This window comes from Pseudobutyrivibrio xylanivorans (genome assembly GCF_008935055.1).
Lineage (GTDB): Bacteria > Bacillota > Clostridia > Lachnospirales > Lachnospiraceae > Pseudobutyrivibrio > Pseudobutyrivibrio xylanivorans_A.
In genome coordinates this window covers 1280466-1306750 of record NZ_CP043028.1, presented here as the reverse complement: position 1 = coordinate 1306750, position 26285 = coordinate 1280466, and the positions used below count along the sequence as shown (strand labels likewise).

The 26285-nt window shown below is 42.1% G+C and carries 23 protein-coding genes; all 23 read left to right on the top strand.

Going from position 1 to position 26285, the window contains the following annotated elements; genetic code table 11:
- The first annotated feature begins 92 nt into the window (after positions 1-92).
- On the top strand, positions 93-953 hold the full coding sequence (locus FXF36_RS06020) for a PRD domain-containing protein (RefSeq protein WP_167511304.1): 861 nt from the start codon (positions 93-95) through the stop codon (positions 951-953).
- Positions 954-1026: 73 nt separating this feature from the next.
- Positions 1027-2412 carry a PTS transporter subunit EIIC gene (locus tag FXF36_RS06015; RefSeq protein ID WP_151622934.1) on the top strand — a complete coding sequence of 462 codons (1386 nt, stop codon included), beginning with the start codon at positions 1027-1029 and terminating at the stop codon, positions 2410-2412.
- Between the two features lie 19 nt (positions 2413-2431).
- Positions 2432-3880, top strand: coding sequence for a glycoside hydrolase family 1 protein (locus FXF36_RS06010; protein ID WP_151622933.1), 1449 nt, complete (start codon positions 2432-2434; stop codon positions 3878-3880).
- 16 nt (positions 3881-3896) lie between these two features.
- Positions 3897-4397 carry a PTS sugar transporter subunit IIA gene (locus tag FXF36_RS06005; protein ID WP_151622932.1) on the top strand — a complete coding sequence of 167 codons (501 nt, stop codon included), beginning with the start codon at positions 3897-3899 and terminating at the stop codon, positions 4395-4397.
- Positions 4398-4572: 175 nt separating this feature from the next.
- The gene (locus tag FXF36_RS06000; protein WP_151622931.1) at positions 4573-7128 is read left to right on the top strand and encodes a heavy metal translocating P-type ATPase; all 2556 of its coding nucleotides are present in this window, start codon (positions 4573-4575) and stop codon (positions 7126-7128) included.
- 110 nt (positions 7129-7238) lie between these two features.
- Positions 7239-7979, top strand: a complete 741-nt coding sequence (locus FXF36_RS05995; RefSeq protein ID WP_151622930.1) for an N-acetylmuramoyl-L-alanine amidase family protein — start codon at positions 7239-7241, stop codon at positions 7977-7979.
- Positions 7980-8138: 159 nt separating this feature from the next.
- Entirely contained in the window at positions 8139-8681 is a 543-nt protein-coding gene (locus FXF36_RS05990) for a glutathione peroxidase (RefSeq protein ID WP_151622929.1), read from the top strand.
- An 86-nt stretch (positions 8682-8767) separates the two neighbouring features.
- Entirely contained in the window at positions 8768-10876 is a 2109-nt protein-coding gene (locus tag FXF36_RS05985; protein ID WP_151622928.1) for an amylo-alpha-1,6-glucosidase, read from the top strand.
- A gap of 119 nt (positions 10877-10995) precedes the next feature.
- Positions 10996-11262, top strand: coding sequence for a fatty acid kinase subunit FakA-related protein (locus tag FXF36_RS05980; protein ID WP_151622927.1), 267 nt, complete (start codon positions 10996-10998; stop codon positions 11260-11262).
- Between the two features lie 107 nt (positions 11263-11369).
- The gene (locus FXF36_RS05975; protein ID WP_151622926.1) at positions 11370-12662 is read left to right on the top strand and encodes an amidohydrolase family protein; all 1293 of its coding nucleotides are present in this window, start codon (positions 11370-11372) and stop codon (positions 12660-12662) included.
- Between the two features lie 251 nt (positions 12663-12913).
- Positions 12914-13600, top strand: coding sequence for a F0F1 ATP synthase subunit A (locus FXF36_RS05970; protein ID WP_151622925.1), 687 nt, complete (start codon positions 12914-12916; stop codon positions 13598-13600).
- Positions 13601-13624: 24 nt separating this feature from the next.
- On the top strand, positions 13625-13846 hold the full coding sequence (atpE, locus tag FXF36_RS05965) for an ATP synthase F0 subunit C (RefSeq protein ID WP_151622924.1): 222 nt from the start codon (positions 13625-13627) through the stop codon (positions 13844-13846).
- A gap of 46 nt (positions 13847-13892) precedes the next feature.
- The gene (locus tag FXF36_RS05960) at positions 13893-14375 is read left to right on the top strand and encodes a F0F1 ATP synthase subunit B (RefSeq protein ID WP_151622923.1); all 483 of its coding nucleotides are present in this window, start codon (positions 13893-13895) and stop codon (positions 14373-14375) included.
- 2 nt (positions 14376-14377) lie between these two features.
- A complete protein-coding gene (atpA, locus tag FXF36_RS05955) occupies positions 14378-16393 on the top strand; it encodes a F0F1 ATP synthase subunit alpha (RefSeq protein ID WP_151622922.1) in 2016 nt (671 codons plus the stop codon).
- Positions 16394-16396: 3 nt separating this feature from the next.
- Positions 16397-17419, top strand: coding sequence for an ATP synthase F1 subunit gamma (gene atpG / locus FXF36_RS05950; RefSeq protein ID WP_151622921.1), 1023 nt, complete (start codon positions 16397-16399; stop codon positions 17417-17419).
- 3 nt (positions 17420-17422) lie between these two features.
- Positions 17423-18823 (top strand): F0F1 ATP synthase subunit beta, encoded by a 1401-nt coding sequence (gene atpD, locus FXF36_RS05945; RefSeq protein ID WP_151622920.1) that lies wholly within the window; start codon positions 17423-17425, stop codon positions 18821-18823.
- A 3-nt stretch (positions 18824-18826) separates the two neighbouring features.
- Positions 18827-19252, top strand: coding sequence for an ATP synthase F1 subunit epsilon (gene atpC / locus FXF36_RS05940; RefSeq protein WP_151622919.1), 426 nt, complete (start codon positions 18827-18829; stop codon positions 19250-19252).
- Between the two features lie 308 nt (positions 19253-19560).
- Positions 19561-20505, top strand: a complete 945-nt coding sequence (locus FXF36_RS05935) for an alpha/beta fold hydrolase (RefSeq protein WP_151622918.1) — start codon at positions 19561-19563, stop codon at positions 20503-20505.
- 49 nt (positions 20506-20554) lie between these two features.
- The gene (locus FXF36_RS05930) at positions 20555-21598 is read left to right on the top strand and encodes a DUF6709 family protein (protein ID WP_151622917.1); all 1044 of its coding nucleotides are present in this window, start codon (positions 20555-20557) and stop codon (positions 21596-21598) included.
- Positions 21599-21601: 3 nt separating this feature from the next.
- Complete coding sequence (locus FXF36_RS05925) at positions 21602-22360, top strand: class I SAM-dependent DNA methyltransferase (RefSeq protein ID WP_151622916.1); 759 nt, start codon at positions 21602-21604, stop codon at positions 22358-22360.
- Positions 22360-23229 (top strand): Hsp33 family molecular chaperone HslO, encoded by an 870-nt coding sequence (hslO, locus tag FXF36_RS05920; RefSeq protein WP_151622915.1) that lies wholly within the window; start codon positions 22360-22362, stop codon positions 23227-23229. Before FXF36_RS05925 ends, hslO begins: the two co-directional genes overlap by 1 nt.
- Before the next feature lie 114 nt (positions 23230-23343).
- On the top strand, positions 23344-25098 hold the full coding sequence (locus tag FXF36_RS05915; RefSeq protein ID WP_167511303.1) for a L,D-transpeptidase family protein: 1755 nt from the start codon (positions 23344-23346) through the stop codon (positions 25096-25098).
- Positions 25099-25229: 131 nt separating this feature from the next.
- Positions 25230-26279 (top strand): histidinol-phosphate transaminase, encoded by a 1050-nt coding sequence (gene hisC / locus FXF36_RS05910; protein WP_151622913.1) that lies wholly within the window; start codon positions 25230-25232, stop codon positions 26277-26279.
- The last annotated feature ends 6 nt before the right edge of the window (positions 26280-26285 follow it).

Here is a 26285-nt window from a genome sequence, read left to right as displayed (position 1 = left end):
TAAGGATTGTAACTTTCGAGGCATTACCTTTTCGACTTACTATGTTCGAAAAGGTTTTTTTTATGCCCAAAATCCTAAAGAGAGGTTCTAACATGCTAATTGTCAAAAAAATCAATAATAACGTGGCCATTGGACAAGACGGCAATGGAAGAGAAATCATTGTAACCGGAAAAGGTATTGGATTTCCTCAAATGCCTTATGAGGTGACAGATTTATCTCTTATCGACAGAACCTATTACAATATTGAACCAAGCCACCAGCGATTACTTGAAACAGTATCGCCAGAACTATTGAGCTTTGTTACACAATTAGTTGATGTAGCCTCTAGCAAACTAGATGGTCAGCTTAATCCTAATTTGGTTTTTATTTTGGCGGATCATATCAACTTCGCAATTAATAGAACCAAGCAGGGCTTAACACTTGGATTACCATACTCAGAAGAAATGGCTTTTCACTATCCTGAGATAAATAAGCTCGCTATATGGATGGTTAAGAAGATAAATGATTGGGCAGGAATTCATCTTGAAAAAGGAGAGGTAACTAGTTTAGTCATTCATCTGATGGGAGCTCTTCAAAAGCCAACAAAGGTTGGCGAGACTACTGAGAGACGAACAGAAAGAATCGTCAAAAAGTTAGATAGCATAATTGAAGAGGAATTAGACATAAAGCTTGATAAAAAGAGTTTTTACTATTTCAGATATAAAAATCATATCAAATACTTTGTAAGAAGGCGTGAGAGAAACGAGCAGTATTCACAGAATACCGAGTTGCTTGAAAGCCTTAAGGTAAAGAACCCTGAGCAATACGAATGTGTAAAGAAGATTGACGAGTTCCTAACCAAAGAATTTGATAAAGAGTGTTCTGAAGAGGAACAGGCATATTTATTATTACATATAGTTGGGTTATCAACACAAGAGGATCGTAACCAATTGGGCGTCACCTCAGAGAAGTAAGCAGGTCTTACTTTCTCTGGGGTTTTTTTATATTATTTTTTAGTCGAATGGACTTTAAACAAAAGGAGAAAAAATGGGAAAGAGTACGTATGAACAACTTGCAAATGAAGTTGTGGATCTCTTAGGAGGAAAGAGCAATGTTGAGTTTTTCAGTCATTGCGTAACAAGATTAAGATTTAATCTTAAGGACCAGAGCCTTGTAAAAAAAGAAGAAATCGAAAAGCTTCCTGGTGTTTTAGGTTCGCAGTGGGCTGCAAATCAGTTCCAGATTATTATTGGTCAGGGCGTTAACGAAGCTTATGATTTGATTTGTAAAGTTGGTGGCTTTGAGAAGAAGGGTACAGTTGATGAGGTTATCGATGGTGACCTTAATGAAAAGAAATCAGGCAATGTTGTGAATCGTGTATTGGACACACTTGCAGGAATCTTCACACCAGTTATTCCATCAATGATTGGCTGTGCAATGATAAAGGCCGTTCTTATTGTTTTAAAGACCTTTAACCTTATCGATCTTGATGGACAGCTTTATGCTATCTTAACTTTTGTAGGCGATGCAGCTTATTATTTCTTACCAATGCTTTTAGCTTGGAGTGCTGCTAAGAAGTTTAAGACCAATGTAGGTTTTGCACTTACATTAGCTGGTGTATTACTTCATCCTTCATTCAGTGCATTAATGTCAGCTGGAGAGCCAGTCAAGTTACTTGGTTTACCTATCACAAATGCAACTTATTCATCATCAGTTATACCAATCATCTTAGTTGTCTGGGTTTTATCTTATGTTGAAAGATTCGTAGACAAGATTGTTCCAAATATTGTAAAGGCTATCTTAAAGCCATTACTTGTAATTATAATCATGTTCCCACTTACACTTATTGTACTTGGACCTCTTGGTGCAATTGTAGGTAATGGATTAGCAGCAGTAGTAACATTTATCAATACACATGCTGGTTGGTTAGTATCAGCACTTATCGGCGGTATCTTCCCATTCTTGATTATGACTGGTATGCACTATAGCCTTGGACCTGTAGTTATGACAGTTTATGCTGCAACAGGTGTTGATAGCATTGTTGGACCTGGTATGTTGGTTCACAGCTTTACTCAGAGTGCTGCTGCTCTTGCAGTTGCATTAAAGACAAAGAATGCTAATACAAAGCAGGTAGGTTTATCAACAAGTTTAACTGCTGCATTAGGTGTTACAGAGCCTGCTATGTTTGGTGTTAACCTTAAGTTCAAGAAGCCTCTAGCTGCTGTTGTTATCGGTGGTGTTGCCGGTGGTTTCTACGCTGGTTTAATGGGTGTTGGCCGTTCAGCGCTTGGTATCACAGGTTTACTTACATTCCCTGCATTCATCACAGAGAATCCTATGAGCATGGTTCACGCAATCATTGCTTCAGCAATCGGTTTTGTCGTTACATTTATTCTTACATTTATTTTAGGTTTTGAAGACACAGAAGAATAATACGAGGTAATAATACATTATGAGTAATTCAATATTTCCAGAAAACTTTTTATGGGGAGGAGCTACCGCAGCAAATCAGCTTGAAGGAGCTTGGAATATAGATGGTAAAGGACCTAGTACTGCAGATATGATGACAGGGGGCACAGTTGACACTCCAAGAAGAATCACAAAAGTGACAGAGGAAGGTACATACTATCCATCACACGAAGCAATAGATTTTTATCATCACTACAAAGAAGATATAAAGCTATTTGCAGAAATGGGATTTAAAGCATACAGAATGTCGATAGCCTGGTCGCGAATCTTTCCTGATTGCGATCAGCAAGAGCCAAATGAAGCAGGCCTTGCTTTTTACGATGATGTATTTAAAGAGTTGAAAAAATATGGTATTGAGCCAATCGTGACTATATCACATTACGAAGCACCATTTACACTTACACAAAGGTACAATGGCTGGGTTGGAAGAGAAGCTATTGATTGCTTTATGCGTTATTGTAAAGTGTTATTCGAAAGATATAGTAAAACAGTAAAATATTGGATTACATTTAATGAAATAAACAGCCTGCTGGTTCCAGCAGGTGGTTATCTTGGTGGAGCGCTTTTGATTGATGACAGTGGCAGATTCAATGTTACTGATATCGACAGCAAGCAAATTCGAATGCAGGCACTTCATCATCAGTTTGTTGCCAGTGCACGTGCAGTTAAATTAGCTCATGAAATTAATCCTGAAATGAAGGTCGGCTGCATGATTAATTATAGCTGCGGCTATCCTAGCACCTGTAAACCAGAGGATGTTATCTTTGCAATGCAGAAAGATCAGATTAGTAATATGCTTTGCGGTGATGTTCAAGTTCGTGGAAAATACCCAGCCTTTGCTAAGCGTTATTTTGAAGAGAACAATATCCATATAAAAATGGAAGCTGGAGATCTTGAGGATATCGCTCAGGGATGCGTGGATTTTTATACATTTAGTTATTATAAATCCCATGTTATGGGAACCAGACCAGAAGGGGATGAGACTCAGGGAAATGTATTTGGAGGCTTTAAAAATCCTTATCTGAAAGCATCTGATTGGGGCTGGCAAATTGATCCAGAGGGACTCCGCTATGTATTGAATCATGTATATGATCGCTATCAGATTCCAATCATGATTGTGGAAAACGGACTAGGCGCTGTTGATACGGTAGAACCAGATGGTTCAATTAATGACGATTACAGAATTTCTTTCCTAAGAGAGCACATTGAACAAATGAGAGAAGCTGTAAGGGATGGCGTTGAGCTTATGGGTTATACCGCATGGGGATGTATCGATCTTGTCAGTGCATCTACAGGTGAAATGAAGAAAAGATATGGTTTCATTTACGTCGATAAAAACAATGACGGAACAGGTACAATGAAGCGATTTAAGAAGAAATCATTTTATTGGTATCAAAAAGTAATAAAAAGCAATGGAAGAGACTTGGATTAGTCTTGAAAGGAGTAATATGGGATTATTTGATATGTTAAAAAAGACAGATGCTAAGGTAGAGTTTCCTTTATCTGTAAATGCAACTGCAGATGGTAGTATTGTTGCTATGGAAGATATTCCTGATGCAGTTTTTGCACAGGGATTAGTGGGACCTTGTATCGGAATTGAGCCAACAAATGGAACCATTGTTGCTCCTTGTGATGGTCAAATTCTTCAGCTTTCAGACACATTGCATGCATTTGGCATTGAGGGAATTGGCGGAGTTCAGATTCTTGTTCATATAGGTATTGATACTGTTAGTATGAATGGAGAGGGATTTACTGCAAAGGTAAAGGTTGGCGACAAAGTTAAAGCTGGTCAGCCTATTGTCGAAGTTGATTTTGATAAAGTTAGAGAAGCAGGACATCCAACAGTAGTTATAACTATTCTCTCAAATGCAAATGCTTTTAAGGAAGTTAATTTCACAAACGAAGCAACAGTTACAAAAGAAAAGGTATTATTTGAAGTAGATAAATAATCAAAGTAAATACCCTAAAATTTTACAAGTGTATAATATTTAATGTACTATGGGCTCCAAATCGGAGCCCATTATTTGTATAATGAAAATATATCTCAATAAGCTTATATTCGATTGCGCAAAATCAAATATCATATTATAGTATGAGCTGACAAAGTTTTATGTGAGGTCATTTATGGAAAAATATAATGTTACAGGAATGAGTTGCGCCGCCTGTCAGGCAAGGGTGGAAAAGGCCGTTTCGGCTGTGCCTGGCGTGGAGAACTGTGCGGTTAGCCTTCTGACCAACTCCATGGGAGTGGAGGGGAGCGCTGATTCCTCAGAGATAATAAAAGCAATTGAAAATGCAGGATATGGAGCAAGCCTTGCGTCAGATGGTGGAGCAGATGGTGAGACCAAGCAGCCTAATTATGATGATGCTTTAGCGGATACTGAGAGTCCAAAAATCAGGAAGCGTCTGATAGCTTCTCTGATTTTGTTAGTGCCGCTGATGTATGTGAGCATGGGACACATGATGTGGAACTGGCCGCTACCGACATTTTTAGACGGCAATCACGTTGCCATGGGAATCTACGAGCTGGTGCTTGCGGGACTTGTTATGGTGATAAACCAGAAGTTTTTCATCAGCGGTTTCAAGGGAGTGATTCACGGAGCACCAAATATGGATACACTTGTGGCTATGGGCTCGGCTGCATCATTTGTATACAGCTTATATGCACTGTTTGCTATGACAGGTGCGCAGCTTAATGGTGATGAAGCAAGAGTTATGGCACTTATGGATGATTTCTATTTTGAATCCGCAGCCATGATTCTCACACTTATCACAGTTGGAAAGCTTTTGGAATCGATTTCGAAGGGGCGAACCACAGATGCTCTGAAGGATTTGATGAAGCTTGCGGCTAAGACCGCTGTCATCCTAAAGGATGGTGCTGAAGTAGAGGTACCAATTGAGCAGGTAAAGATTGGAGACAGATTTGTAGTAAAACCAGGTGATAATATCCCTGTTGATGGAGTAGTTATAGATGGCAGCAGTGCAGTTAACGAGTCTGCTTTGACAGGTGAGAGTATTCCAGTAGATAAGCAGATTGGTGACACAGTTTCTGCCGCCACCAGTAATGAAAGTGGCTATCTGGTTTGTGAGGCCACCAGAGTTGGAAAAGATACAACACTTTCGCAGATTATTCAGATGGTTAGTGACGCTGCGGCAACAAAGGCACCAATTGCAAAGATTGCAGACAGAGTATCAGGTATATTTGTTCCTACTGTTATAGGCATTGCACTTATTACATTTTTAATTTGGCTTTTTGTGGACCAGCCTTTTGGATTTGCTCTATCGCGAGCAATATCAGTATTAGTAATCAGCTGTCCATGTGCCCTTGGACTTGCCACACCGGTTGCTATAATGGTCGGTAATGGCATGGGTGCTAAGCATGGTATTATGTTTAAGACGGCAGTTTCTCTCGAGGAGACCGGCAAGGTACAGATAGTTGCGCTCGATAAGACTGGCACTATTACGAAGGGTGAGCCAAAGGTCATTGGAATCTTTGAGGCAGAGGGGACAGATGATGTTGATTTGCTTCGTACAGCCTTCGCTCTTGAAAATAAGTCCGAGCATCCGCTTGCAAAGGCTATTGTGGCCTATGGGCTTGGTGAGGGACTTGAGCCAGCAGAGGTTTCAGATTTTAAGGTGCTCTCAGGAAATGGTTTAACAGGAATTCTTGATGGCAAACAGGTTTATGGTGGAAATCTTGAGTTCATCAGTTCAAAGGTGTTGATAGAAGATATTTATCTTGGACTTGCTGATACTCTTTCTGAAAAGGGCGAGACACCCTTATTCTTTGCAAGTGATGAAAGGTTCTTAGGAATCATTTCTGTTGCAGATGTAATAAAGGAGGACTCACCAGAGGCAATCAAGCAGCTTAAGAATATGGGAATCCATGTGGTGATGCTTACTGGTGATAATCCAAAGACCGCTGCCGCTATTGCAGCGGAGGCTGGCGTAGATGAGGTGGTTGCTGGAGTGAAGCCTGATGGCAAGGAAGAGGTCATTCGAAAGCTTCAGGAGTTTGGAAAAGTTGCGATGGTAGGCGATGGAATTAACGATGCCCCAGCCCTTACCAGAGCTGACATGGGAATTGCCATTGGCGCCGGTACAGATGTTGCCATTGATGCGGCTGATGTAGTATTGATGAAGAGTAGATTGACAGATGTTGCGGCGGCAGTTCGACTTAGCCGGGCCACACTTACTAATATTCATGAGAATCTGTTCTGGGCATTTTTCTATAATGTGATTGGAATACCTCTTGCAGCAGGTGCTTACATTCATGCTTTTGGTTGGACACTAAATCCTATGTTTGGAGCTGCTGCCATGAGTCTTTCCAGCTTTTGCGTAGTGACAAATGCGCTACGTCTGAACCTTTTCAAGATGACAAATCACGAAAAGGATAAGCCACTTAAGAATTCGCTAGGACATGAGCCATTATTAGAATCAAAAACAATAGTTTCTAAGGAGGAAGATAACACTATGGAAATTACAGTTAAGGGAATGATGTGTCAGCACTGTGAGGCACATGTAAAGGAAGCTTTGGAGAAACTTGCAGGGGTTGAGGAGGCTACAGCAAACCACGATGAAAACCTTGTAACACTTAAAACTTCGGGCGAAGTAGCGGAGGCAGATATCAAGGCTGCAGTAGAAGGAGCTGGCTACGAATTTGTTAGAATTAATTCATAGTTAAGTCCTGTTTTTTCATAAATTTTTCACATTAAATGACGATAATAGATGTGTGAGGTGATGAATATGCCACACACATCTATTTTTCTTTTGAGGGGAGTGATTCATCTATGAAAAATTACAACTTAAGAAGATTCAAGACTATATCAATGATGGTGCTCCTTATATTTTCATTTATAGGAACGTCCTTCACTGCAGAGGCCAAAAAGTCCAAGAGCGACGACCAAAAGGTGGTGGTTATTGACCCAGGCTGTCAGGCTATTGAAAACAATACCAAGGAGTCTGTCGGTCCAGGAGCCTGGAAGTGGGCTGAAGATGACATGGTTGGAGCAACAGGAGCCGTTACTTCGAATAATGAGTATGATATAAATCTTCTGGTAGCACTGAAAACTCAAAAAGAGCTGGAAAAACAGGGCTACAGGGTGGAGATGACAAGAATCACCAATGATGTAAATATTAGTAGTGCTGAGCGTGCAATGTTTGCCAATACGCTAGAGGCAGATTTGTACGTTACTATACGCTCAAGTGCCAAGAGTAGCAAGTCATCTGGAATTACAGTGGTATGCGAGACAGAGGACAATCCTTATAATTTCGTAACTTACAGTTATTGCCGTCTTTTAGCAGACACACTCAGAGGTTGTCTTGCTGAACGAACTGCGGATGCAAGCAAGGATGTGGTGGAGACTGATGATATCATTGGTATAAACTGGTGCCAGATGCCAAATGCTATCGTTATTGTTGGAAATATCAAAAACGAGAGTGATGATCAGAAGCTTGCAAATGAAGAGTATCAACAGAAGTTGGCAGAGGGAATTGCAGCAGGTGTGGACAGTTATTTCGAGCAGAGATAAGAGTTGAATTAGTTTCTTCAGGGAGAGCAGATTTTGCTCTCCCTTTTAAGTTTCGAAAAAAGTTGTTGACAAACAAAATTAAATTGCGTACAATCTAAATATAAAATAGATTGCGCACAATCAAAAGTTATGAAATGGTTTCAGTAAGGAGGAAACGTCATGGGATTTTATGATTTAACAGTAGAGCAGGCAAACGGAGAGCAGCTTTCAATGAAGGATTTCGAGGGAAAGGTAGTAATGGTTGTAAATACAGCTACAGGCTGCGGATTCACACCACATTACGAGGATATCGAAAGGATTTACGAAGCATATCACGAGCAGGGATTTGAGGTAGTTGATGTACCATGCAACCAGTTTGCAGGACAGGCTCCAGAGAGCGATGATGAGATTCACGAGTTCTGCCAGCTCCACTATAATACACAGTTCCCTCAGATGAAGAAGGCTGAAGTTAATGGCGAGAATGCAATTGAGCTTTTCAAATATCTCAAGTCGCAGAAGGGCTTTGAGGGATTTGGTAAGGGACCAAAGGCTTTTGCGATGGGAGCCATGCTTAAGACTATTGATAAGGATTACAAGAACAATCCAGAAATTAAATGGAACTTCACAAAGTTTATCGTTGATCGCCAGGGAAATGTAGTGGCACGTTTTGAGCCTACAGCAGACATGAAAGAAGTTGAGAAGTGCGTTGCATCCCTTATGTAAAATAGGTAAAATATTCTCCGGAGAGTAATATCTGAACAGCATTTCTAGATAGGGGACAGAATTCCCTTTTTGAACGGAGAATAGTTATGAGTTTTGAGTTTGTTTTTGACAAGTTAAATAATTACAAAGCTAATTTAAGCCGGGAGTGGCTTTTAACCAATGGCCTTGGTGGATATGCAGGCAGCACTGTCATCGGTGCCCATATGCGAACCCATCAGGGCTATTTGATTGCCAGCCTTCATCCACCGGTTGACAGATACCTCGTTTTTTCAAAGACCAATGAACGTCTTGTCTGTGGCAGCCGTATTTACGATTTGACTACAGCACAGCACAAAGGTCCATACACCAGCGAGTTTAATCAGGGCAATATGCACCTGAAGTCTTTTAAATATGATGGCACCATCACCTACACTTACGAGGCAGGTGGCATGCGTCTCACCAAGACCATATCTCTTGTATATGGAAAGAATCAGTGCGTGATTGCATACACTCTGGAAAACAATGGTCCAGAGGCAGGTGTCGTTATCACTCCTCTTATGAATTTCAGAGAGCATGGTGAGCACATGACTGTGGATGATTTGCGATGGGCGCTTCCAGATGAAGTCTTTACGGAAATCCGTGATGAAAAGACTGGCAATGTGGGATTTTGTTACAAGCCGGTAGGTCATTCGGATGTGCGAGTTTCGCTGGTCAGTGCAGGCTGCGAGATGGTGAAGCGCAACAACATCTACGATGAGAATATGGAGCTTCAGTTTGAAATCGATAATGAGGCAGACGGTTTGGATTGTCATTTGAAGCCTTATGATTTTGTAATGGAGGTAGCTGCTGGCGGAGTTTCCAGAGCATCCTTCGTATGCACAGTGGATGTTTGTCAAAAGGATGGAAAGAAAAAGACAGTTCTGCCAGCCTTGCCAACTGTGGAGATTGACACAGCCTTTATAGAGATAGAGCGCGCTAAGAAACGTGTGTCAGATTTAATAGATGCAGCAGGCTTTGAGGAGACTGATGAGCTGGCGCAGATTCTTACAGTTGCGGCAGACCAGTTTATTGTTGACAGGGCATCAACTGGGCAGAAGACTATCATGGCTGGTTATCCTTGGTTCACCGACTGGGGACGTGATACCATGATTGCCTTCACAGGTCTTTGTCTTGAAACAGGACGATTTGAGGATGCAAAGTCAATTCTCATTTCATTTTCGAAATATATCAAAAATGGTCTTGTCCCAAATATGTTTCCTGATGATGGAAAAGAGCCGCTCTACAATACAGCGGATGCATCACTTTGGTACTTCTATGCAGTATACAATTATCTGAAATATGTGGATAGTGATGATGCGTGGAAGTTCGTGGAGAATGAGATTTTCCCTAGCCTTCAGGAGATAATGGGGGCCTATAGAAAGGGCACACTTTTCTCAATAGGTATGGATGATGATGCGCTTATGAGGGCTGGTAGCGGACTAGACCAGGTAACCTGGATGGATGTTCGCATAGGAGATGAGGTTGTCACACCTCGTCATGGTAAGCCAGTGGAGATAAATGCTCTTTGGTATAATGCCCTCATGACTATGGAGGAGATTTCCCGTGGCATTGCCCGACGTACCCACAATAAGCCGGAATATTATCTGGCTTACGCAGGTGGCTGTTCACAGCTTGCCATGTGGGTAAAGGATGCCTTCAATGAGGAGTTTTGGAATGAAGAGGGTGGATACCTATATGATGTGGTTGGCGACGATTTCAAAGATGCCACACTCAGACCAAATCAGATATTTGCAGTAAGCCTTCCATTTACTATGCTTGACCCACAGAAAGAAAAGTCAGTTGTTAATGTGGTTAAGGATAGACTTTATGTTGGTGTGGGCCTTCGCTCTTTGGATGTGGATGATCCTCAGTATGTTGGCGTATATCAGGGCGCTCTCGAGAAGCGAGATCATGCTTATCACCAGGGTACAGCCTGGGGATTTCTGCTTGGAGCCTTCATCGAAAGCTACCTGAAGGTTGGCGGTGGTACACCACAGTCCATCGAGGAAGCAAAAGCATTCTTCGAACCAGTGGAGCAGCATCTGCTTCAAAACTGCATCGGCTCTATTTCAGAAATTTTTGATGGAGATGAACCTCACCCTGGTCGAGGTTGCTACGCTCAGGCGTGGTCGGTAGGAGAGGTGCTTAGGGCATATGCGTTATTAAAGAGTGAATAAAGCCTTCTGTATCACAAAGGCTTCTCCTTGATGAGGTGGAAAACTAAAGTAATTAGTATTTTTAAATTATTTATGATAAAGTATATCTGACTTATTAAAAGAATTTGGAGGATTATAAAATGTTACCAGAGCAGTCAATTGAATTTAGATACGACACACAGCTTCTTATCGAGGGCGAGGATCTCGATGAGGATGCCATCAATGATTATATTACAGAGAATTTTGTAGGTGATTGCCTTCTTGCAGTAGGTGATGAGGAGCTTATCAAGATTCACTATCATACAAATGAGCCATGGAAGGTTCTTGAGTATTGCCGTACACTTGGCGAGATTTACGATATCGTAATCGAAGATATGGATAGACAGGCAAGAGGTTTACAAGGCTAGGAGGCTTTTTGTTTAACATAGTTAAAGAAAAGGTCTCCCACAAACCAGCCTCTTTGCCGAAGGCAATCCTGGATGGCTGTGTTTTTCCCGTTTGTTAGGAGTTTATTATGAAAAAAGAGAGTTTTGTACTTCGTGGAGGCATTGCCTTCTCTGAGAGTCAGAACAGTATAATTACATATTATAGAGGCTATTTGGTCTGTGTGGATGGTATCTGTAAGGGCGCATTCACAGAATTGCCAGAGGAGTATAAGGGGCTGCCACTTTATGATTATGGCGAGCGTTTGATTATCCCTGGTATGACAGATTTGCATGTTCATGCTCCTCAGTATTCCTTCCGTGGAATCGGCATGGATGCTGAGCTATTGGAATGGCTTTCCACGTACACCTTCCCAGAGGAGGCCAAGTATTCAAACATGGACTATGCCCGTCATGCGTATGCCTTTTTTACTGCGGATCTGCGACGTTGCTTTACAACCCGTGCAGTAGTTTTCGGAACACTTCACAACGAAGCTACAATTGAGCTGATGAACCAGCTTGAAGAGACCGGACTTATCACTTATGTTGGCAAGGTCAACATGGATAGGAATGGTGGCGCAGGGCTTGAGGAAGAGAGTGCAGAGACATCTCTTGAGCACACTCGTAAATGGCTTGAAGCTATCGAAGACAAGTATGTAAATACTAAGCCAATTCTCACACCTCGCTTTATACCTTCATGCTCAGATGAGCTAATGAAGGGACTGGGCAAGCTGTCAGCTGAGAAGGACCTCAGAATCCAGTCACATCTTTCAGAGAACCACTCTGAAATTGCCTGGGTGAAGGAGCTTGTTCCTGAGTCGACCTGTTATGCAAATGCTTACGAGATGTTTGACACAATGGGTACACCAGAGCGTCCTACAATTATGGCTCATTGTGTTCATTCAGATGAGAGAGAGATGGAGATTCTAAAGAAGCATGGTGCTTACATTGCTCACTGTGCGGATTCAAACATGAATCTTACATCGGGAATTGCGCCGATCCGCAAGTTCCTTGATTACGGTATTAATATTGGTCTTGCCACTGATGTTGCTGCTGGCTCATCAATGAACATGGTAAAGACCATGCTGATTACACTTCAGGCATCGAAGATGTATTATCGTCTTGTGGATCAGAATGTTAAGCCACTCACCTTTGAGGAGGTATTCTATCTGGCTACTGCAGGTGGCGGAAGTTACTTCGGAAAGGTCGGAACCTTCAAGCCGGGTTATGATTTTGATGCATTGGTTATAGACGACAGCAAGATGTTCTCAATGAGAGATATGTCTATCCGAGAACGCATCGAGCGTATGTGTTATAACGATGCAGACGCCTTCATAAAAGACAAATTTGTAAAGGGTAAAAAAGTATTCACCGCCATTGATTAATGGCGGTTTTTTTATGCCTAAACTCGTGTTAAAAAGGATTGAATTTTTTGTGTAATAAAAGTGACTAGCATTGACTAGACACTTTTTTGGGTATATGGTGAAAACATACCAATATGGGGTTTTTGTCGATATACACATTGTCCAATTTGTATCTTACATTTTTGTGCGAAAAGACTAAAATGGGGGATATGTTGGCTTGAGAACCCCATAAAAAGGGGTCTAAGCAGTAAAAAAGAATAGGAGGTGTTTTCTTGGATTTAGCGGAAAAGCTTGTTGAAGAGCTAAATTGCGAGACTGTCTTCACCATCCACGTTGGTAGCTTGGAAATTCCAATTTTGGAATCAGTTGTAGTTACTTGGATTGTAATGGCTATCTTGATTCTCTTTGGTTTTTTGATGACCAGAGGACTTAAGACCCAGAACATCGGTAAGAGACAGGCATTTGCCGAGTTTGTTTATGAGAAACTGACGGGCATTGTTGGAGGTACACTCGGCGAGGAAGGAGAGGCTTATGTTCCTTATCTCGTTACAGTACTTCTTTACATCGGTGTATCAGACATCATCGGCTTGTTTGGTTTCAAATCACCAACAAAGGATTTGAATGTCACTATTGCGTTGGCGCTCATGAGTATTATTCTCGTGGAAGCCGCTGGTATTTACCAAAAGGGAACGAAGAAATGGCTACATGCATTTGTTGAGCCAGTTCCTATCGTTACACCATTCAACATTCTCGATGTATTCACAAGACCATTGTCTTTGTGTATGCGACTTTTCGGAAATGTACTTGGTGCATTCGTAATCATGGAAATGCTTAAGATAGTAGTTCCACCGATTATTCCAGCTATCTTCAGCGTATATTTCGATATTTTCGATGGATTACTTCAGGCGTACGTATTTGTATTCCTGACATCGTTATACATCAAGGAAGCTATTGAATAACATTATCATCAGGAGGAAAAATTTATGAACACATTAGTTGCTATTGGAGCAGGTATCGCAGTTATCACAGGTCTTGGCGCAGGTATCGGTATCGGTATTGCTACAGGTAAGGCATGCGAAGGTATCGCACGTCAGCCAGAGGCAGAAGGAAAAATTCAGAAGTCACTTATCTTAGGTTGTGCCCTTGCAGAGGCAACAGCTATTTACGGTTTCGTTGTCGCTCTTATGATTATGGTTATGTTGTAATTAAACCGTTTATTGAAGTTGGAATAGAAAAAGAGGATAGATAACGATGATTAATATTTCATTTTGGAATATTCTCTGGACAGTTATAAACTTACTTATTCTATTTGTTGCGATGAAGCTTGTGTTCTTCAAGCCAATTGCCAAGACTATTGAAAAGCGTCAGGAAGAAGCTAACGATGTCATTGACAAGGCCGTAACAAGAGAAAAAGAGGCTAAGCAGCTGGCTCAGGAATATCAGGATAAGCTTGATTCTGTCGAAGAGCAGAAGAAACAGATTATTGCCGAGGCAAGAAAGACTGCTGATGGTCAGTACCAGCAGATCGTATCTACAGCAAAGGATGATGCTAAGAGCATCCGCGACAATGCGGTTGTTGAGGCATATCACGAGAAGGAAAAGATTATTGCCAGTGCAAAGAAGGAAATTGCTGAGATGGTTCTTGATGCAACCACAAAGGTAATTGGTAGCAAGGCAGGGGCTGCAGTTGACAGCGAACTGTTTGATGATTTTTTGGATAAAGCAGGTGAATAAAATTGACACAGACTACTAATAATTACGTTAGAGAATTATATAGCCTAAGAAATGCAAGCTCATATTTACAGTCAACAGCTTCTATTATCGAAGCTGTGCCTGCAATCGGAGAGGAACTTTGTGATCCTACAGTTGCTTTCGCAAAGAAAGAGCAAATCATCGAAAGAATTTTCCCTAGAGAAATCCGCAACTTCTTAAAGTTACTTTGTGAGAACGGCGATTTCGATCTGTTCGATGAGATAGTAGCTGATTACAAGACAGCACGCGAAAATTCTGCAGGAAAGGTATCTTCTGCAAAGCTTCGTTATGTCACAGAGCCTACCGAGGAACAGCTTGATGGCATTAGGAAATTCCTAGCAAAAGAATATGATAATGAATTTATCGAAATTAAATTAGAGCAGGATGAGTCACTTAAGAGTGGATTCGTTCTTTCAGTTGGCACCAAGGAGTACGATTGGAGTGAGCAGGGCCGTATCGACCAGCTTACACAGAAGCTTAAGGCTGCTGTTGGTGTCAGCTCAGTTGACCAGGGTATCCTTTCAATCCTTAAGTCAAGCATTTCAGATTTCGAGCTTGAGGCTAAGGATCAGGAAGTTGGTATCGTAAACTGGGTTGGTGATGGTATCGCCAACGTTGACGGTATTGACCATGCATTTTATGGTGAAATCGTTATTTTTGATTGCGGCGTAAATGGTATGGTACAGGATATCCGCCGCGATGAGATTGGTGTCATTCTCTTTGGTCGTGACACTGAGGTTAAGGAAGGCTCAAAGGTAGTTCGTACCGGCAAGATGGCTGGTATCCCTGTTGGTGATGCTTTCCTTGGTCGTATTGTAAATGCTCTTGGTGAGCCACTTGATGGCATGGGCGATATTGATGAAGCTGGCTTCCGTCCAGTTGAGTGCCCAGCACCTTCAATTGTTGAGAGAGAGTCTGTAAGCCAGCCAATGGAGACAGGTCTTCTTTCTATCGATTCAATGTTCCCTATCGGCCGTGGACAGCGTGAGCTTATCATCGGCGATAGACAGACAGGTAAGACTTCAATTGCCACTGATACAATTATCAATCAGAAGGGCAAGGGTGTTATCTGCGTTTACGTTGCCATCGGTCAGAAGGCATCTACAATTGCAAAGCTTGTTAACACATTAAAGGAGCATGACGCTATGGACTACACAATCATCGTTAGTGCCACAGCATCAGACCCAGCTCCACTTCAGTATATTGCACCTTATGCAGGTACAGCACTTGCAGAGTATTTCATGTACTCAGGCAAGGACGTTCTCATCGTTTACGATGATTTGTCAAAGCATGCTGTTGCATACCGTGCTATTTCATTGTTGCTCGAGCGTTCGCCAGGACGTGAGGCATATCCAGGTGATGTATTCTATCTTCACTCAAGACTTCTTGAGCGTTCAGCTAGAATTACCAAGGAAGTTGGTGGTGGTTCAATCACAGCTCTTCCTATTATTGAAACACAGGCAGGCGATTTGTCTGCATATATTCCTACAAACGTTATTTCAATCACTGATGGTCAGATATTCCTTGAGTCACAGCTTTTCAATGCCGGTCAGCGACCAGCCGTTAACGTTGGTCTTTCAGTATCCCGTGTAGGTGGTGCTGCCCAGACAAAGGCTATGAAGAAAGCAGCAGGCTCAATTCGTATCGACCTTGCACAGTATCGTGAGATGGAAGTTTTCACACAGTTCGCATCAGATCTTGATGAGGCAACAAAGAAGCAGCTGGCCCACGGTCGTGTTCTTATGGAGCTCTTAAAGCAGCCACTTAACCGTCCATTCACAATGGCAGAGCAGGTTGTAATTTTGGTTGTCGCTAATGCTCATATCTTCAGTGATTTAAAGGTAGAAGAGGTTAAGCAGTTCAGAGCTGACATGCTTGATTACTTTGCAGAGAGTCACGCATACATTTTGAATTCGCTTACTCAGTCAAAGGAATTGTCTGACGATCTTAAGGCAGCTATCATTGGTGCTGCAAATGATTTCAAGAAAAGTCGGGAGTAAAGTATGGCAAGTACAAAGGAAATCCAGAATAGAATAAATAGTATTCAGGATACCATGAAGATTACAAATGCCATGTACATGATGTCTTCCATGAAGCTTCGAAAGGCTAAGTCAAAGCTTCAGGCTACTGAGCCTTTCTTCGAAGCGGTTCAGCGAGGCCTTGCAGAGAACCTGGCACACTTCCCTGACATCAGACACCGTTACTTCGATAACAATGTTGAGGACGAAAAGTCACAGTTCAAAAAGCGTGGCTTCATCGTTTTCACAGGTGATAAGGGAATGGCTGGTGCCTACAACCACAACGCAATCAAGATGACGCTTGAGCGTATCTCAGACCTTAAAGATGATGAGTACGAGCTGTTTGTCGTAGGTGAGGTTGGACGAGCATTCTTTATAAATGGTGGATACAATGTGGATGAGGATTTCCATTTTTCTTCAAACAATCCATCAATGCATAGAGCTCGTGTAATTGCCGAATACATGATCCACAAGTACAATAATCGCGAGGTGGACAGAATTGATGTCATCTACACAAAGATGCTTAATTCAGTTACCGAGGAGACTTGCGTTGAACGACTTCTTCCATTGAGAACTCACAAGTTCATTAAGGATAAGGTTAAGGAAATTCAGGAGGACGTTGAGGGAACAGGAAAGGCAGCAGCAGAGATGAAGGCTGGTGTTAAGCACGTTCACTCAATCAACAGCTACGAGATGGAGGCCTTCGCACAGGGTGGTGATAAATGGTTCCCATTCTTCCCATCATTGAAGGAAGTTCTCGAGCAGCTGGTGCATAATAACTTCACAGGTTTCATGTATGGTGCGCTCGTTGAGTGCTCAGCCAGTGAGGAAAATGCCCGAATGATGGCCATGCAGGCCGCGACAGATAATGCAGAGGCAATTCTTCGTGAATTATCTATTGAATACAACAGAGTGCGTCAGGCACAGATTACTCAGGAAATCACTGAGGTAATCGGCGGTGCCAAGGCGCTTAAGAAGAAAAAAGCAAAGAAACAGGCAGTGAGGTAAAAAATGTCAAAGTTAAAAGGAAAAATCGTACAGGTTTCAGGACCTGTAGTCGATGTAGAATTCACAGATAATGACTTACCTGCCATTAGAGATGCCCTTTACGTTATGGTAGGGGAAGAAAAAAGAGTAATGGAGGTTTCTCAGCATATCGGTCTGGGCGTTGTGCGATGCATTTTGCTTGCGCCTTCTGAGGGACTTTGCCGAGATATGGAGGTTATCGCTACAGGCGAGAGTATCACTGTGCCAGTTGGCGAGGGAACTCTTGGAAGACTGTTCAATGTCCTGGGTGATACTCTTGATGGCGGAGAGTCTCTTGAGAACGAGGAGCATTGGAGCATTCATCGTGAGCCACCTACATTCGAGGATCAGAGCCCAGTTGTTGAGATGCTTGAGACAGGTATCAAGGTTATCGATCTTCTTGCCCCTTATGCAAAGGGTGGTAAGGTCGGACTTTTCGGTGGTGCCGGTGTTGGTAAGACAGTCCTTATTCAGGAGCTTATTCACAATATCGCTACTGAGAGTGGTGGTTATTCAATCTTCACAGGTGTTGGAGAGCGTTCCCGCGAGGGTAATGACCTCTGGACAGAAATGGCAGAGTCAGGCGTTCTTGATAAGACAGCCCTTGTGTTTGGTCAGATGAACGAGCCACCTGGAGCACGTATGCGTGTTGCTGAGACAGGACTTACAATGGCAGAATACTTCCGTGATGTTATGCATCAGGATGTGCTTCTTTTCATTGATAATATTTTCCGTTTCGTACAGGCAGGTTCTGAGGTTTCAGCCCTCCTTGGTCGTATGCCATCTGCTGTAGGTTATCAGCCTACACTTGCTAATGACCTTGGTGAGCTTCAGGAGCGAATCGCTTCTACAACTAGCGGTTCTATTACTTCTGTTCAGGCTGTTTATGTTCCAGCCGACGATTTAACAGACCCTGCTCCAGCTACAACATTCTCTCACTTGGATGCAACAACAGTTCTTTCACGTAAGATTGTTGAGCAAGGTATTTATCCAGCGGTTGATCCACTTGAGTCTACATCACGTATCCTCGAGCCAGATGTACTTGGTGAGGAGCACTATAGTGTAGCCCGTGGAGTTCAGGAAATCCTTCAGAAATATAAGGAGCTCCAGGATATCATCGCTATCCTTGGTATGGAAGAGCTTTCAGATGCAGATAAGCTTACAGTTTATCGTGCACGTAAGGTTCAGCGTTTCCTTTCACAACCATTCTCAGTTGCTGAGAACTTCACAGGTGTAAAGGGACAGTTCGTACCAGTTAAGGAGACAATCCGTGGCTTTAAGGCTATCCTTAATGGTGACATGGATCAGTATCCAGAGGCTGCTTTCTTTAACGTTGGAACTATCGAGGATGTTAAGGCAAAGGCTGAAACCCTTGCAAAGGAGTAGCTTATGGCATCATTATTTAATTTGAAAATTATTGCTTGTGATGGCGTCTTCTACGATGGTCCTTGCCAGTTTATCGTAATTCCTGGCCGTGATGGTGAGAAGGGTATTCTCAATCACCACGAGCAGTTTACAGGTATCGTTGAGATTGGTACAGTTCGTTACCAGCTTGAAAACGGTGCCTGGAAATATGGAATCATTTCCGATGGATTGGTTACAGTTTACCCAGGTGGAGATGTTAAAATCGTTGCTTACTCCTGCGAACGTCCGGAGGATATTGATACCTTCCGTGCACAGGAAGCTTTAGAGCGTGCTCAGGAGCAGCTCCAGCAGAAGCAGAGTCACATCGACTACCAGATTTCAAGCAGTAATCTTGCCCGCGCTATGGCTCGACTTAAGGGCGCCGGTGCGAAGAATATGTATAAAATATAACGTCGCGTAGCGTAATATTATACGACATATAAAAGCCTCAGTAGGCAGCAAGCTCTGAGGTGTCTCAGCGAAACATGAGTTGAGCAGAGATACCTCAGGCTTGTAGCCGTAACTGGGGCTTTTTGTAGGTATAGGCTTGTAGCCGTAACTGGGGGATTTTTTAGGTAAGGCTTGTAGCCGTAACTGGGGCTTTTTATGGGTAGAGTCTTGTAGCTGTAGCTGGGGCTTTTTGTTGTTGAATATGGGGATGAAATACTCTAAAATGTAGTTACTCAAAGGGAGTATTAAGTAATTTCGGAGGGAATATTTTGATAAGGCAAGAGGAGTATAATTTTAATTCGGCAGATGGTCATTCGGTGATTCACTGCAGGAAGTGGCTTCCAGAACAGGAGCCAATTGCAGTTTTGCAGATTGTTCATGGAATGGTTGATTATATTGAAAGATATGATGAGTTTGCTACATTTTTGGCTTCAAAAGGCTATGTAGTTGTGGCTCATGATCATATTGGTCATGGTCATTCAGTGGCAAGTGATGATGAGCTTGGAGTTATGACAGGTAAGCATCCTTCAGATGATATGGTGGAGGATATCTACACTCACTATTCCATGACAAGAAAGGCTTACCCAACAATAAAGTATTTTATTTTAGGGCATTCAATGGGCTCTTACATGCTCAGAAAGTTCCTTTCTGTAAAGGCGGCCTATATTGAGAATCTTAGCGGCGCTATCATTATGGGAACAGGCTGGGAGTCACAGGCTCTTTGCAACGCAGGCCTTGCGGTTGTAGCGGTTATTTCGTTCTTCAGAGGAAAGAATTACAGAAGCAAGCTTGTGCAGAGTATGACTTACAGCGCACCTTACAAGAATTACGATTGCTATGGCAAGGATTATGCTAATTCATGGCTTTCAAAGAATATTGAAGGTGTTGAGAAATATTACCATGATAAGTACTGCACATTTATGTTTACGGTAAATGCTTACAAGGGCCTTTCAGAGGCTGTAAAATATGTATGCTCTGAGGAGTGCATTGCAAAGATGCGCAAGAGCATGCCACTTTTAGTGGTTTCAGGTGATGCTGATCCTGTTGGAAATCTTGGACAGGGTACAAAGCAGACAACTGACGCATTCAAGAAGGCTGGCATAAAAGATGTTATTCTGAAATTATATCAGGGTGACCGCCACGAGATTTTACATGAGCTTGATAGACAGACAGTTTATGAGGATATCTATCAGTGGCTTGAAGCACATAGATAATTAGGCTTTTCCTATTTTGAGGAAGTGCGACTAGTACAATGGAGATAATATGGATTCACTGGAGCATTTAATTACAAGGTCAATAAAGACATATTACAAAAATAGGCTTTATGCTCCTATCATATTTCTTGTAATCCTTTTGGTTCTTTCATTTATTTTTCCTGTTTGGCACATGCTTTTTCCAAAGACCTATTCAGAGGACAGTGTGAGTCTTCACGATTTATATAATGATAAGGAAACCTACGCAAAGTTTGATCTATCAAATCTTTATTTTACAGGCTATACCAGTAAATGGCTGGATAATACCAGGGGCTACTATTATTACACCATGATTAATTCCGAGTGCGTAATCGTACTTTTGGATCCAGATACCTGCGAGCAGGGAGCTCCTAACATTGATGAGCTGAAGGTTACAGGAAAGATTCTCTATGAATCACAGGCTGCCAGGACATTGCTATCGAACCTTGCCCATGATTTGAACTGGAGCGAGGAGGGCATTCTGTCGACAGTTTCTTCCTATACTATTTCGGAACCGGACGCTACAGGTTTTGTCACAAGAGCTTTTGAGCTGTTCTTTGTGATTTTTGGAATCTACAGCCTCATTAATATCATTGTGTGTTGTGTTTTCATCGTTTTTCCTGTATTATCAATTCCTGTGCAAAAGACAAGAGCCTACGGAAAGCCTGCGGAGATACTGGCGGAGGCAGAGGAGGAGCTTGCTACATTGCCACAGTTAGCTACTGAGGATATGTTCATTACTGAGCATTATTTCATTGAGACCAGTAGTTATGGCGTGGCTATTGTACCTATTGATGCCATCATATGGATTTACAAATATTCCACAATGCACAAGTTCCTTTGGCATCACTTTTCAATCACCTATACTCTTTATATCACCGCTGGAAAGCGTCACTATATCAAGTGCCCAAAGAATATAAAGAGCGATATCGACGGTATTATGGACTACCTTGCAGAGGCAAACCACGATATATTGGTTGGCTTCTCCGAGGAGAATCGTCTGAAGGTGGAAGAAATTCAAAACGATTTTGCTATAGTTAGAAAGATTACCAGCTTTTTATCTCAGAGGGTTTAACAGATGGAAGCTTATACAGGTTTTGCAACTGTCTATGATATGTATATGGACAATGTTCCGTATGACACATGGACAGAAAATATTAAGACTTTATTCGAAAAATATAATATGCCTATGGAAATCGTGTGTGACCTGGGTTGTGGCACCGGACAGATTACAAGGCGCCTAAAGGCTGCAGGTTATGACATGATTGGCATAGATAACTCCTATGATATGCTTATGGAGGCACAGACACACGAGGATTCCCAGGGAATCCTTTATCTATGTCAGGATATGCGAGAGTTCGAGCTTTACGGCACTGTTGGAGCAGTGGTAAGCCTTTGCGACAGTATCAATTATCTTTGTGATTACGATGAATTGCTGACAGTTTGCAAGCTTGCCAACAATTATTTGGACCCTAAGGGGCTGTTTATTTTTGACGTAAAGACTGAACATTTCTATGAGACGCTTGGATGCAGCACAATTGCGGAAAATCGCGAGACTGGCAGCTTTATCTGGGAAAATGATTATGATGTTGAAACAAGAGACAACTCATATTTTTTGACCATTTATGATGAAAATGAAGAGGGAACCTTCGACAGATATGAGGAGGAGCATCTTCAGCATGCCTTTACAGTTGATGAAATCAAGAAGGCAATCAGTGAGAGTGGACTTGAGCTTCTTGAGGTTCTCGATGTGGCAAGTATGTCTCCGGTAAATGCGCCAGAGGATTTCAAGAATAGTGATAGATTGTATTTTATAGCAAGAGAGGTAACAAAGTAATGAGCGATTATATAGTTAGAGGAACAGCTGCAAATGACGCAATCAGAGCATTTGCAATTACAAGTCGTGAAATGGTTGAAGAGGCGCGAAGCCGTCACAACACATCCCCTGTAGTTACAGCAGCTTTGGGACGTATGCTTTCAGCAGGCTCAATGATGGGTGTTATGCTCAAGGGCGAGGATGACTTGGTTACTCTTCAGATCCAGGGCTCTGGTCCAATGAAGGGCATTACTGTCACAGCTAATAATAAGGGTGAGGTTAAGGGCTTCCCTAATGTTGCAGTTGTTGATTTGCCACCAAAGAACGGCAAGCTTGATGTTGGCGGTGCTATCGACCTTGGAATTCTTCGTGTCATTAAGGATATGGGCCTCAAGGATCCATATGTTGGGACAGTTGAGCTTCAGACAGGTGAAATCGCTGAGGACCTTACATACTACTATGCTGTTTCAGAACAGGTTCCATCATCAGTTGGCCTTGGTGTTCTCATGAACAAGGACAACACAGTTAACTGTGCGGGTGGTTTCATCATTCAGGTTATGCCTTTCACTCCTGACGAGGTTATTACCCAGATTGAGGAGAATCTTAAGACTCTTCCTTCAGTAACAGATATGCTTTCAAGCGGCAAGACTCCAGAGCAGATGCTTGAAACAGTTCTTGCTGGTCTTGATGTTACTTTCATGGAGACATATCCCGCTTCCTACAAGTGTGACTGCTCTAGGGAGCGCGTTATCCGTAGCCTTGCTTCTCTTGGAAAAGAGGATATGGATGATATTATCAATGATGGCAAGCCTGTAGAGGTTAAGTGCCAGTTCTGTAATGAAGCTTATGAGTTCACTATTGATGAGCTTAAGAGCTTTAGGAAAAATTAATGATATCAGGGCTTTTCTACCTAAAACTTTAGTTGTTTTTTAGACTGGATTTCCTGTAAACTATCACTCGGAGTAAGTATGGAGAAATATAGCTTATTTTTAGAGGAACAAAAGATGAGTGGATTAAAAAAGAAGAAAGCTCATAAGAAAAATAAATTTAAAAGATTTTACGTAGACAAAAAGACAATGCTTAAGCTTGAAATTACAGCTGGCATTGTTTTATTTGTGTATTTAGCCGGAAGTATTTATTTCGGAAGTCATTTCTACATCAGAAGCAAGGTCAACGGTGTTGGCGCATCTTTCAGAAATGCTCAGAGTACCTACGATAAAATCCTTACAGATGCTGATAAATATACAATCACCTTTGAAAATGCAGATGGTGATGTTGTCAATGAAGTTAGTGCAGCTGATCTTGGCGTTGGTGTAAATTACGATGTTTCAGAGGTTGAAGCCCTTTTACCACAGCAGTCAGGTTTCAATTGGATCGGTCGTATTTTTGTTCCAGCAGAGTACTACACCAAGACTGGTAATTCCTATGATGAGGCAAAGGTGAAGGCAGTTGCTGAAAGCCTTGATTTCTCTCATCAGAAGGCTACAAAAGAATCTGAGGATGCTTACATCAAGTTCGATGGTAGCGAGTTCGTTATCGTTCCTGAGGTTTATGGTGACAGAATCGATGTCGAAGGTGTTGAGGAAGCTATCATCTATGCAGTTGAGAATCTCCAGACTGTTATTAATCTCACAGATGGTACCTGCTACAACAAGCCTGATGTAAAGGAAGACGATGCAAATATCAAAGCAGCCTGTGAGCAGCTTAACAAATATATGAACACAGCTATTCATTATGACTTGGGTGAGGGCCTTACTGAGGAAATCCCTGCCGAGACTAAGGCTGGTTGGTTCACATGGGATGATTTCAAGGTAGATTTCAATAGAGATGCAATCGGTGAGTATGTTAATGCTATGGGTGACAAGTACAACACCTACGGCAAGAAGAAGGAATTCACCACATCTACGGGTGAGGAAATCACAGTTCCAGCAGGTTCATTTGGTTGGAGAATTGCCTACGAGGGCGAGATTGATGCCATCATTGCTGACTTAAAGGGAGGCAAGGATGTTACTCGTGATTTCACTTATCTTTATCGTGGAACAAGTCATGGCGAACATGATTATGGTACTTCATATGTTGAGGTAAATCTTACTACTCAGCATGTTTACGTTTATAAAGAGGGCGAGATGGTGTTTGATACATCTTGCGTTACTGGAAATGTTTCTAAGGGACATGGTACTCACACAGGTGTGTACCCAATCGCTTACAAGCAGAAGGATGCAACCCTTAAGGGTGACAACTACGAGTCACACGTTAATTTCTGGATGCCTTTCAATTTGGGTGAGGGCTTACATGATGCAACATGGCGTAACAAGTTCGGTGGCACTATCTACAAGACAGGTGGTAGTCACGGTTGTGTAAACCTTCCACTTTCAGCAGCTGAAAAGATTTACGATATTGTTGAGGCTGGCTGGCCAGTACTTGTTTTCTATACTGGTGATACAGAGGAGGAGAACTTCCGACTTCAGAATCCTCAGATTGAGGCTATGAATCTTATCGCAGATATCGAGTCAGTTTCTCTCGAGTCTGAGGCAAAGATTGTTGCAGCTAGACAGAAATATGATTCTCTTACAGAGGAGCAGAAGGCTCTTGTTACTAATTATCAGGATTTAGTTAATGCTGAGCAGGCACTTCAGATATTAAAGGAACAGGCAGCAGCTGCAGCAGCGGCTGCAGGCGAAGGACAGATACCAGCAGACGGAACTGTCCCAGTTACACCAGAAGTTCCAGTTACACCAGAAGTTCCAGTTACACCTTAAGGCTTCCCATTGACGGGGCTAGATGCCAGTGGCATCTGTTCAGCACCGACCGAGGCGGGAGCCGAGAAAAGCTGTCAGCGTTAGCTGACTGATGAGGTGTTAACTGCATGTAAAGACCGGAGGCTAATATAATGACTAGTTGGAAACAAAATGTACGCCAGGTGGTGCCATATACACCAGGTGAGCAGCCAAAGCAGCAAAATATCATCAAACTTAACACTAACGAGAACCCATATCCGCCAAGTCCACGTGTGAGCCAGGCAATCGCAAAGGTGAGTGCAGACTCCCTTCGTAGATATCCTGACCCAACATGTGCCAGCCTGGTGGATGCTATTGCCAAGTATCATGGAGTGGATGCTTCCAATGTTTTCGTGGGGGTTGGTTCTGATGACGTGCTTGCTATGAGCTTCCTGACATTTTTTAATTCCGACAGGCCAATTCTGTTTCCAGATATCACCTATTCATTTTATGATGTTTGGGCAGATTTGTTTAGAATTCCTTACAATCAGAAGCCACTTGATTCGGACTTTAAATTAGTAGCTTCTGACTACGAAGGACCATGCGGTGGAATTGTAATCCCAAATCCAAATGCGCCAACAGGTGTTGCTGAGCCAGTCGAGTTTTTTGAAAAGATTGTTGAATCTCATCCTGAATGTGTTGTAATAATCGACGAGGCTTATGTTGATTTTGGAGCTAAATCCTGCTTGGAATTAGTTCGTAAATACGATAATGTATTAGTTGTTCGTACTTTTTCTAAGTCGAGAGCTATGGCTGGAAATCGTATTGGTTATGCAATTGGAAACGCTGAGTTGATTAAGTATTTGTCTGATTGTAAATTCTCATTCAACTCATATACTATGGATACAATTACTCTTGCTGCAGGTGTTGCTTCAATAGAGGATGATTCATATTTTAAAGAGAAAGTAGATGCGGTAATCGCTACTCGTGAATGGACAAAGGAACAGCTCAAAGGGCTAGGCTTTACATTCCCTGACTCAAAGAGTAATTTCATCTTTGCTAAGCATGAATTCGTAAATGCAGTAAGTATCTTTGAAGAGCTTAAGAAACGAGGCATTTTTGTTCGTCACTTCAGCAAGCCAGAGAGAATTGCTAATTATCTTCGCATTAGCATCGGAACCGATGAGGAGATGTGTTCGTTTATTGAGAAATTAAAAAAATAGTAAACA